At 41.5% G+C, this 10357-nt stretch carries 9 protein-coding genes; all 9 read right to left on the bottom strand.

The genetic code is table 11. The annotated features are described in order from the left end of the window. Positions 1-33 precede the first annotated feature (33 nt). Positions 34-1722: a DUF262 domain-containing protein gene (locus B0H50_RS10600; RefSeq protein ID WP_109587712.1), complete on the bottom strand. Its 1689-nt coding sequence runs from the start codon at positions 1720-1722 to the stop codon at positions 34-36. Positions 1723-1746: 24 nt separating this feature from the next. Beyond that, a complete protein-coding gene (locus B0H50_RS10605) occupies positions 1747-2262 on the bottom strand; it encodes a hypothetical protein (protein WP_109587713.1) in 516 nt (171 codons plus the stop codon). A gap of 10 nt (positions 2263-2272) precedes the next feature. Then, positions 2273-3601 (bottom strand): AAA family ATPase, encoded by a 1329-nt coding sequence (locus B0H50_RS10610; RefSeq protein WP_109587714.1) that lies wholly within the window; start codon positions 3599-3601, stop codon positions 2273-2275. A gap of 26 nt (positions 3602-3627) precedes the next feature. Then, positions 3628-6045: a site-specific DNA-methyltransferase gene (locus B0H50_RS14010; RefSeq protein WP_456298015.1), complete on the bottom strand. Its 2418-nt coding sequence runs from the start codon at positions 6043-6045 to the stop codon at positions 3628-3630. Next, on the bottom strand, positions 6026-7360 hold the full coding sequence (locus tag B0H50_RS10630) for an ATP-binding protein (protein ID WP_109587715.1): 1335 nt from the start codon (positions 7358-7360) through the stop codon (positions 6026-6028). The genes B0H50_RS14010 and B0H50_RS10630 overlap by 20 nt, the downstream gene beginning before the upstream one ends. 292 nt (positions 7361-7652) lie before the next feature. Beyond that, the gene (locus B0H50_RS10635; RefSeq protein ID WP_109587716.1) at positions 7653-8567 is read right to left on the bottom strand and encodes a hypothetical protein; all 915 of its coding nucleotides are present in this window, start codon (positions 8565-8567) and stop codon (positions 7653-7655) included. Between the two features lie 3 nt (positions 8568-8570). After that, on the bottom strand, positions 8571-9083 hold the full coding sequence (locus B0H50_RS10640) for an ImmA/IrrE family metallo-endopeptidase (RefSeq protein ID WP_073306499.1): 513 nt from the start codon (positions 9081-9083) through the stop codon (positions 8571-8573). A gap of 128 nt (positions 9084-9211) precedes the next feature. Continuing rightward, positions 9212-9547 carry a hypothetical protein gene (locus tag B0H50_RS10645; protein WP_109587717.1) on the bottom strand — a complete coding sequence of 112 codons (336 nt, stop codon included), beginning with the start codon at positions 9545-9547 and terminating at the stop codon, positions 9212-9214. Further along, the coding region (locus tag B0H50_RS10650) for a transposase (protein WP_408609876.1) at positions 9535-10357 on the bottom strand (823 nt) is incomplete at its 5' end. The genes B0H50_RS10645 and B0H50_RS10650, both read right to left, overlap by 13 nt.

Raw genomic sequence — 10357 nt, forward strand, 5'->3', positions numbered from 1 at the left:
GTTCTTTGGAGGTGTTCTAACCGCCATTTGATTTTAAAGTTCCCAATTCGTTCTGAAAGTATTAATCAATCTTTCTTGTCGATTTTCCACAACCTCTAATGTCCATGAACTTTCGCTCAAAACTTGCGTTGCCAGAGCATAGGAAGTTACACCATTCTTTGACTTGAAATATTTTTCTTTTTTCTTCTCGAAGTCAAAATTTTGCGCAGCAGAATTATGCTTTCTGGTTAACGGTATCAAATTTCCAATTTTATGAACCCAATTTTTCCGGGTTTCTGCATCGGGCCAAGTAGTAGCCCATTCAGATTCTGGATCTACTGTTTGTGGCAAAACATGTTCAATAGTAAGAATGGCGGGATCATAAGACGCCCCAGCACTGGCAACAAAGCTATCCAATCTGAGTATTATATAATTTCTCCTTTTAGCCATCTCGTCATAAACGTTTCCGCTCAATACATTCATAAATTTTCGTTTTTCATCTTCAGTTAGTTCAATTGAACTTATCTTCGCATCTTTAGAATGATTGGGGTTCACTTCCATTTCGGCCAGAATTTTAGCATATCGTTCAATTCGATGATTTACATCCTGAGAAGTAATCTGCAAATATGCTGCCAAACGTTCCAGTTTCTTCACGAACCAAAGGATATAATCTGAATCGTCTTTCTTTCCCGCAAAAAATTTTATTGCTGTAGGCATCCAATCCGAGTTGTCAATTTTATTCAACCAATACAAATAATTATTTACTTGTTCAGCATTCCTTGTCGCGATATAGTCTTTTTTCTTAAGAATGCAATATGCTTCTGTATAAGGGGTCAAATAATTATCTATCAAATCAGCGGGATTAAATCTCGGTAGAATAGACTCGCTAAATTCCTCTAAAACCGTTTTCTTCGCTTTGGCTTTTATGAAAATCATTCGCATATGAGAAATAACATCGTTGAAGCCATTTCTTGTAGCATCAATTTCCAATTCTTCCCATTTTTTTGTATAACCATCTTGCCGACTTTCTTCTATTTTCCCAATAACATCAGCCTTGATAATATCAATCGGAAGTAAATCCAAGCCTCGATTATTCATCACAGAAAACACACGATATGCAGATTTTTGTGTTGGCGTCGAAACAACCACCAAGAAACATCTCATTAAGATGAACGAACCAAATTTAAGGAGATCCTCTTCGGTCATTTCTTTATCATGGATTTTCTTTTCAAAAATCTCAGCATTTTCTAAAATATGCTTTTGCGACTCCGTAGCCAAAGAAGCCTTATCCAAAGCCAACAAATCAGAAAGTTGAAATTCTTGAATATATCTTTCAAAAAATGGTTGATCTTTTTCACGCAAGTGTAATCTAGGTGATGCTGCTAATCCTTGTGACGGACGACCAGGCTCCCTTAAATAACTTTGGTAATCTGATACAATTTCAGTTTTTGAAAAATGAGTAGTAAGGACAGAAAGTAGGATAGTCAATGTAGTTAAACGCTGTTGACCATCTATTACATCAGCTCTTGGCTTATCCTCTTCTTTGATAAGAACTGTAGATCCAAGGAAATAATTTTCCTCACTTCGCTCCGATTTATAGAAGCCGTATAAATCCTCAAATAAGGTTGAAGCTTCTTCAGTTCCCCATGCGTATGGACGCTGATAAGAAGGAATATGAAAGTCAAATGCAGAACTAAAAATCTGCGAGATTTGGTATTCTTTGCCCGAAATTTTTGTACTCATATAGCATAACCTTTTTTCTACACTTTAGTTCGGGATGTATTGAAAATGGTTTAAATCCCGATCTATTGACCAAATCTTTATAGATGTCATCTTCATCTTTTTCTTCAATTTTTCAAAAGTCTGAATAATTGAATGGTCGCCCCAGCTAATACCCTCTGTCTGCTTTTTGGGAGATTTATCACTTCCAGCGGCTTCAGGAAACGTAGTCAACCATTCTAAAACATCTTCATTCTTGGGGGGATCAACAACTCGAAATGGAGCTTTTCCCGTCATAGCATCCTTTACTAGTTCGCAAAAAAGCAATGCATATTTTTTTCGAACATCTTTCCCAGTCTTTATATGAGCAATAAAATTACCAGTCTCCCAAATTGTGGAGAAAGGCAATATAAAACGATTTACCTCTTCAGGATAATTTTCAAATTCTCTCTGGACGGCATCCTTCTCTTGACAACGATCTGGAATTTCCAAAAGATTTAAAAGAATACTTGTATCAAGCAAAATAATGCTACAAAGTTCTTCTTTATTCTTTTTCTTTGACACAATTTACCTCTTAACCTTTAATTTCAGATTTCAATTTTGCCAGCCAGGAATAAGCACTTTCAGACTTCCCATTATTTGCTAAATTCTTTTTCACAAAATCATTTATTCGATTTGACACAAGTAAATCACCTAAACTTCCTTGAACGAGTAAATCAAAGTAATTCGGCAAATCTGATATTTTCCTTAACTTACTCGACCCATCCACAGGATCTCGATAACAAAAAACGCAATCAGATACAATTTCATCAGGCAAAGCGTCTAATAGTGTAGGGTTATGAGTCGTAATAAGAATTTTCAAGTGACGTTTTTGGGCAACTTCATTTATTTTTGACAAAAGAGTTTTCGCTCTTGATGGATGAATACCATTGTCCAATTCCTCAATCACAACGGTAGAGTATTCCGGCGAAGATAAAAGTGCTACAGCAATAGCCAAGACTCTCAGGGTTCCATCCGACAACAACGAAGCATCATATTCTTTTCCTTCACCCCCAAAGGATTCTTTTAATGAAACAATGCTTTCTCCACGGGGTTCTTTAATCGAAAAAAGTCCTGTAAAGTTCTGTTCCGGTAAATTTTTTATAAAATCAAGTATGTCCTTTTTATTCTTTTTTCTTTCCTCTCTAGTGTATGCCGCAGGATTTCTCGTTAGATTGTATATAACACCAGAAAGGTTCCCTCCATTTTCTGTTAACGCACGATCTCTAGCACAATAACTCCGCATTTTTGCAGGAACCGGATCTAAAAAAATAAAGGAATCCAACGTTTTCTCTATTGTTTTACATACATTAGGAATAATTTCTTTCGATTTTTCATATTTTTCTTGGAAAGGCGCAGATGTCGTTAATTGCGAAAAAATAGTCATTTGATCGGAGCAATTAATTAAATTTTTTTTACTTCCTCGAGTAAAATTATCATACGAAACAACGACATCCGAAGCATACACACCGCCTGAGCGTTCTTTAATTTTATATAAAGGAATTTTTCTTTTAGATGATGAAACCGATTCATTTGAAATATGCAATTCTTCATCAAGCAAAGAAAGCGTCAACTCAAGATTATCATAATCACAATCATCAAAATTGCACAAAAAAGAGCATTCTGATGAATCCTGGTACATTAAATTACTTATTTTTCCTCGAATCCCCCCCTCTTTATTAAATGTTGAATATGGTAGTGATGATAACTTTTGTCCTTGGGCTAAAATAGACATAAAACGCAGGGCTTCTATAGCATTACTTTTGCCGGATGCATTGGCTCCAATTAACACCGTAAAGGGAGACAATTCAAAGGTTGCATCTTTATAGCTTTTAAAATTTTGGATTCGTATAGATTTTAACATAAAGAACCTCTTCTTCCAAATATAAGTTAAATAACCTTGACTGTAGTGTTGGGGCTGATTGTTTTGAAGATTTCGGTGACGTTGATTTTGGCGGAGTCGCTTTTGAAGCTGGAGTCGCGGAAGACGGCGCGGAGGGGCTTGGCGGCTGCGATTTGGCGGATGGCGGCTTCGGGGATGTCGTTTGCGAAGCAGGCGACTAGGTCGCCGTCGTTGACGTTATAGACTTGGAGTTTTTCGATGGTTTCGGTTTTGATGGGGAGCGAGAGCGGGACGCCCCAATCGACGAGGCAGCCGAAGAGGAGGTCCATGTCGGTGCGGCCGTCCTTGATGTTGCTGATTTGCTCGACGAGGTCTTGCTGGGAGATTTCGCCGGCGGAGTAATAGACGTCCTTCATGTTGGAGTCGTCGATTTTCAGGACGCGGAAGCCGCGGTCAGAGTTTAGAACTGAGAGCTTAGAACTTAGACCTTTGATGTCAAATGCTTTATCAGCGAAGAGATCATTTTGCTGATTTCTTCCAAGAGCTTCAAGCTTGATTCGATATCCGTTTTCGTTAAGTATTTTAAGCGTTCGCAAATCAACAATTGTGTTTCCAGTTCCGCTCGTGATCCCCTTGCTATTTTCAAAAACTGGACAAACTCCTTGCTCCCCCGAGATTGCCCCTCCGCTATGTTCGACGGAATCGACACCACAGCCCTGCGAATTTGATCCGACAGAGCGTATGTTTCCTCCTTCGGCAACCTCTTCACCAAGGCATAGACCAATTCCACTAGACCCATAGACTTCTTCCAAACTTCTAATTTCTGGTAATTCTCTTGCATACTTTTCGACAATTCCTTCTTTTTCTAAGTTCTGTAAACTAAGCTCTAAGATCTGATCGCCTGCGCGGCGGATGCGTTCCTTGCCGATTTCGCAGATGGTCTTGTAAGTCGGCGACTTGGTTTCTTCCGGAACTTGAACCAAAATAAACTTGCGGTTTCCACCATCTTCCGCATTTTTCTTAAATACGGAATGAGCCGTTGTTGCAGAGCCTGAGAAGAAATCAAGAATTAAAGAATCCTTATCTGTCGCAATAGTCAAAATTCTGTCAAGCAAACGAGTCGGCTTTGGCGTATCAAAAGGTGCTTTTCCATCAAACAACGCTAAAATTTCTTTCTTCGCTTCGTCGGTGTGTCCCACTTCTACATAAGGCCATAAATTTGTTGGCAAACGCCCATCAACATTATCAAGATATGTTTTTCTACGAATTCCACCTAATCCATTTTTTGTAAAATAGAATTTCGGCCATTGTCCACGATTGTATATTACTTGGGCTTGTTTCCTTGACGTTTCTATATCATTTTTTAAAACAATTCCCAAAACACCCTTGCGAACATCATTTTCGGCAATTCCACAAACTTCGGCACGCTTTGAAGCATCGTTCAAATCTTTTAATTCATATTCACACCAACCACTCATTATCGAAAACATTTCATTTTGCTCATAACGCCAACAGCATCCCGTAGCAGGATAAATATATTCTCCCGTAAAAGGATGTTGTATCGCATAAACCATTCCTTGGTGTGTTGAAGCTCCGGGGGCATTGGGGTCGGAACTAGTCCAAGGCGCAAAGTCGTTATCAGGATTTTTGTATTTGGCATCCATTTCAGCCGTTCTTGGCAATTTATAAGGAGTCCAATTTCCATTTCTGCCATATATCAAAATAGATTCGGCTTCAGAAGCAATACCTTTTGAATCATTTCTTGGTGAGTATGTTCTTTGCCAATCAACATTAGCCACAAAACAATCTCCGCCAAATACTTCATCGCAAATCTTTTTCAGGTTTGCTTGTTCATTATCGTCGATGCTGATAAATATCACGCCATCGTCGGTGAGCAGGTTGCGGGCGAGCAGCAGGCGGCTGTAAATCATGGAACACCAGTCAGAATGGAAACGGCCGTTGCTGTCGGAATTCTGCACCATGCGATTTCCTTCGTCGTCCACGGCGCCGCTTTCTTCGGCGTACTTGGCGCTGTCCATGCGGAAGTCGTCTTTGTAGATAAAGTCGTTGCCGGTGTTGTAGGGCGGGTCGATGTATATCATCTTGACCTTGCCCACGTAGCCTTCTTGCAAGAGTTTCAGGGCTTCGAGATTGTCGCCTTCGATGTAGAGGTTCTCGGTGATGTCGAAGTTCTTGGATTCTTCCACGCAGGGGCGCAGCGTCTTGCGGATGGGTTTCGCGGCTTCCACCATGGCGTCGCGCTTGCCGACCCAGGTAAATTCGTAAGATTCGTCGCCTTCCGCGACGCTCTCGCCAAGCATCTGCTTGAGCGCATCGAAATTCACCGCCTTCTTCAGCTTGCCATCCTTGGCCTTGCTTTCGGTCACGCAATTCGGGAACAGCGCGGCAATCTTCTCGACGTTCATCTGCGCCATATCGGGAGTTTCAAACTTCATCTTTTCCATGGGATACCTTTGCTTTTTTCAAATTTGTTATCGTAGCGATTCCGTACAACGGCACATTCAGTATCTTTTCGTTGTCACGGAAGGGGAGCATCGATGTTTTTACCGCCAAATCGGGCGCAAACTGGTCACAGAACAACGTAAAACTGCGTGAGCGCAGGTTCTCGCCGGACTTGACTTCAATGGGGATAATCAGTCCATCCTTTTGCAAAATGAAATCCACTTCAGATGTGCTGCGTTCGTTTGTCCAATATCCGAGGTAATCGGGGTCCAGAGTAGAGAGTTCCTGCATCACGAACTGTTCGGCCATGGCCCCCTTGAACTCTGTGAAAATTTTGTTTCCGTCGATTAACGTTTTTGCGTCCAAACCAGCGGATGCGCCAAGCAAGCCCACATCCAACATAAAAAGCTTGAACACGTGGGTGTCCTGGTAGGCCTTCAGCGGCATACGGGGTTCCTTGACCCGGTGGGATTCCAGCACCAGCCCGCAATCGCGGAGCCATTCTATGGCAATTTCAAAATCCTTGGCGCGTGCGCCCTCGCGGATAATCCCGTACACGAATTTCTTGTTTTCTTTGCTGAGCTGTGCGGGGAGGCTGTCCCACACCATGTTCAGGCGCGGAATCTGCTCGCCAGGTGCATGCTTCGAAAAATCCGCCGCATACGAGCGGAGTATTTCGCGCTGGATTTCGCGGGCCTCGAAGTAGTCGCCAGTATCAACCCATTTCTGCACCACTTCGGGCATTCCTCCCACAAACAGGTAGCTCCTCAGCAACCCGAGCAGTTCGTCGTGAAATGGTTCCAACGCGTTCCATTGCCCGCCCTGGATAGCGTCGCAAAGCATTTCTTTTTTTGCGGCGTACAGGAATTCAAAAAACGAGAGCGGACCAAGGTCCAAGAATGACACCTTGCCCACCGGAAACGAAAGGCCGGAGTGCAGCGCAATGCCAAGCAGCGAGCCAGCTGCGACTACGGCGTATTGAGGCGAGTCTTCGCAAAAATACTTGAGCGAGGTCAGGCCGCCCTCTGCCGCCTGAATTTCATCGAAGATAATCAGGGTGTTTTCGGGGTCTATCTTTTTCCCGTAATTGAGCTCAATCGTGGAAACAATCCTCTTGATGTCAAAATTTTCAGAGAACAAGTCACGGAGGCGGCGCTCGTTTTCAAAATTGATATAAACGGTTTCGGCAAAGGAGGTCTTGCCGAACTCCTTCAAAAGCCAGGTCTTTCCAGTCTGTCGAGCTCCACGGACTATCAGCGGCTTGCGGTCCTTACGCACTTTCCACTGAGCCAGCTGTTGCATCGCAAATCTTTCCATAATGCCTCTTTTTTGCCGTTTTACAGTAAATATATACAAAAAAAGCGTCAAACAACAAAAATATCTTGATAAAAGTGTAATTTAAATACATTTTTATCAAGATATTCAGACTTCGCGAAGAAAATTGGCGATTTTAGCGAAATTTAGCCGTTTTTTGGCAGAAATTGCGCCGCATGTTGAAATATCTATAATTTTGACCAGATTTTATGTTGAAAAAACAATAATTTTTTGAAAATGAATATGTAGACCGAAACCGTTTGCGTTGGAAGGGTGTAGACTTCTTTGATGCTTTTTAGTCTTTCGAGTCTTTTTTTATTTCGATTTCATTCAAAATAGTTGCCAAATTTGCGGTATCTGCAGTTGAGGATTCCTCAATTGCGTCATCCTGGCAAATTTTATCAATTACCGAACATGCTTCTTCGTAAGCATCGGCATAGTAGGAATTGCGTTTCATTTCTTCTGAACTAGAGAAAAACTCTCTTATCCGCCATTTGGGCGATTGCTCAAAATATAATTCCAAAAACTCTTCAAGTACAGCAGGTGTCATCCGTTCGCCAAGAACTTCTTCTTCTTTATCCTGGAGGCTTATCTTATCTTTGGTAGATGAAAGAAACACTACAGGAACACCGCCTTCTTCAACAATCCCTTTTAAATTTTTTCGGCCGTAGAAATGCCATTTCATTTCACGACTTTCTCTAGAAGCTCCTATCAAACCTAGAGCCAGCTCTGGAGAAACTGCGATTCGATCGCGATTAGCAAGTGCAGCGACTCGAAAACCCAAATCTATATCTGAACCAATAAAATCTATACAGTCATTGTTTATAGCAGGCTTACGCAAGATAAAATTTCTTATTGGAAATCCCGCAGTCCACACAGCTCCCTTTACAGGATACTTATTTTCAGGGGAATTATTCTTTTCTATTGCATCCCTAAATCTTTTTACATGATTTAAGGCTTCATCCCAATTAGAAATTCTTGCATAGAAAAGGATTTCATCTCCATTATATTTCCATAGTTCTACACCATCTTTTGCAAAGGCTTCTTCGAAAGATGAGTAAAATTCTACAACATTTGAAACCCACGAACTTATACACAAGCCGTTTCTGCCATCTTGTCTTTGCGCAAACTGTTTCTTTTGGGTACTGCCAATAAGGTCCGCACTGAAGAAAATATACACCTGTGGCTCTTTAGGATTATATTCAGGCATAAATTAGAGCAATCCCAAAGAAGAAAGACGCACACTGGCCGCAGTAAATGACACATGATACATCTGCGCCATTCTAGATATTTTGCCATCTTGATCGAGATCATTAGACAACGAATTAAAATCTTCTCTAAACATACTTTCTGGCATCAAAAGTTCAGCAGCAAAATAATTTGCTTCCTGTTCAGCCATACTAGTTCCTAAACGAAATGCCTGCAAAGGCTTGTCGCCCTGTCGAGAATGCAAAAAATAATGACCTAATTCATGAGCAAGGGTAAATCTCTGTCGTTCGGTCGTTGCTAATGGGTGCAATTTGATGGTAAAATCAAGTTTTCCACGAACATCAATTGTATCACCAAAAAAGACATCTTTATCTTCAGAGACTTTTCCACCAAAAATTTCAACAATGCCTTTGAAATCAACAGTTTCTTTAGGATTAAAACCAGACACCTCGCGAACTTTATTCGCGACGCTTCGAATTACGGCTTTACCCCATCCACATTCTTTAATATCTGGCATGGAAACTCCTTGATGGTTATATAAATATACTCAAATCACATTTTGTAGGCAAGACCAGCAGTGCCAGTTTGTGCAATTACACACATGGATAAACATTCTTTTTCTAGAATCAATCTTTTTTTGATTTTTTATTTCGCCAAATTTTTGTGTTTTTGCAATAATGTATCAAAATCATAGTCTCTTTTTATTTTTTGCAAAATTGTAGTTACTACTTCATATATATCAGATGACTTCTTATAATCAGCAGAACAAACGAAATTCACGCGGTCTTCTGAAATCAATTTTTTTGCAATATCCTTTTTCCCTTTTTTACTCGGGTTATAAACCGCTATTGAATATCCGCCATTTTGCTTAACCATTTTCATGCAGGGAATATCCGTTTCTCCATCACCAAAATAAATCATCCTTTTAAATGGAATCGGACGATCTTCTTCTGCTACATAGTCAGCCCTTAAAAAGGCCACTTTGCGAACGCAAGATAAGGACGTTCGCATTTTTTGTTCATTCCGTTCCACAGAAGGCAAAAACAGTATAGCCATTCCAACAGAACAAAAAAGCGCCTCATGGCCCTCTTGAAGTTGAACGCCGCTGCTGCAAGCTTTGCATTGAGCATGTCGCCAAAGATTCCCTTGTAGAAGTTGCGACCCATGCGGTGGTCGCTCTTCAAGTGACCATTGATTGGTTCGATGCCAGCCCTCTTGCAAAAAAGCTTGTGAGCCTTTTTCTTCTGGTAGTAAGTCGCGTTTTTCTTCGGGACGTCCGGTATTACGATCTTTGTCGTTCCGGATTCCTTTTGTCCGCGGTAGCCCCGGTCGCATGCGACCCGGCTCGGCCTGAATCCAAGCATTTGTTCAACATGGTCAAGCGTATCGTCTATCGTATGTCCGTCATACTCGTCCCGGAACGAGACCGCGCCGACAATGATGCCGCTGTAGCTCCGGGCGATTGACACCTTGTTGCCGAACTCGTATTTCTTGTATTCCTTGCCCTTGCCCTTGCCGATGCATTTTACTTCGGGTTCGTGTAGCGAATAGACCTTGTCCTTGTCGCATTTCTTCTGTGCCAGAACTTTTTTGAAAAGCTCGATTTTTTCTTTGTACGTGTTCAACAAGTTCTTGCTGGCGAGATTTCGCTCTAATTCACGGACGAGCCGTCCCGCGATTGTCTTCAGCCTGCGATCTGCCTTGTGAGCCTTCTTGCCGTTCTTCGGGTGATTGCGGAAACGCTGGTCACGATGGACCTTCTTCAAGGTTCTCTTGTAGGACTGTCTTTGC

This window comes from Hallerella porci (assembly GCF_003148885.1).
Classification (GTDB): domain Bacteria; phylum Fibrobacterota; class Fibrobacteria; order Fibrobacterales; family Fibrobacteraceae; genus Hallerella; species Hallerella porci.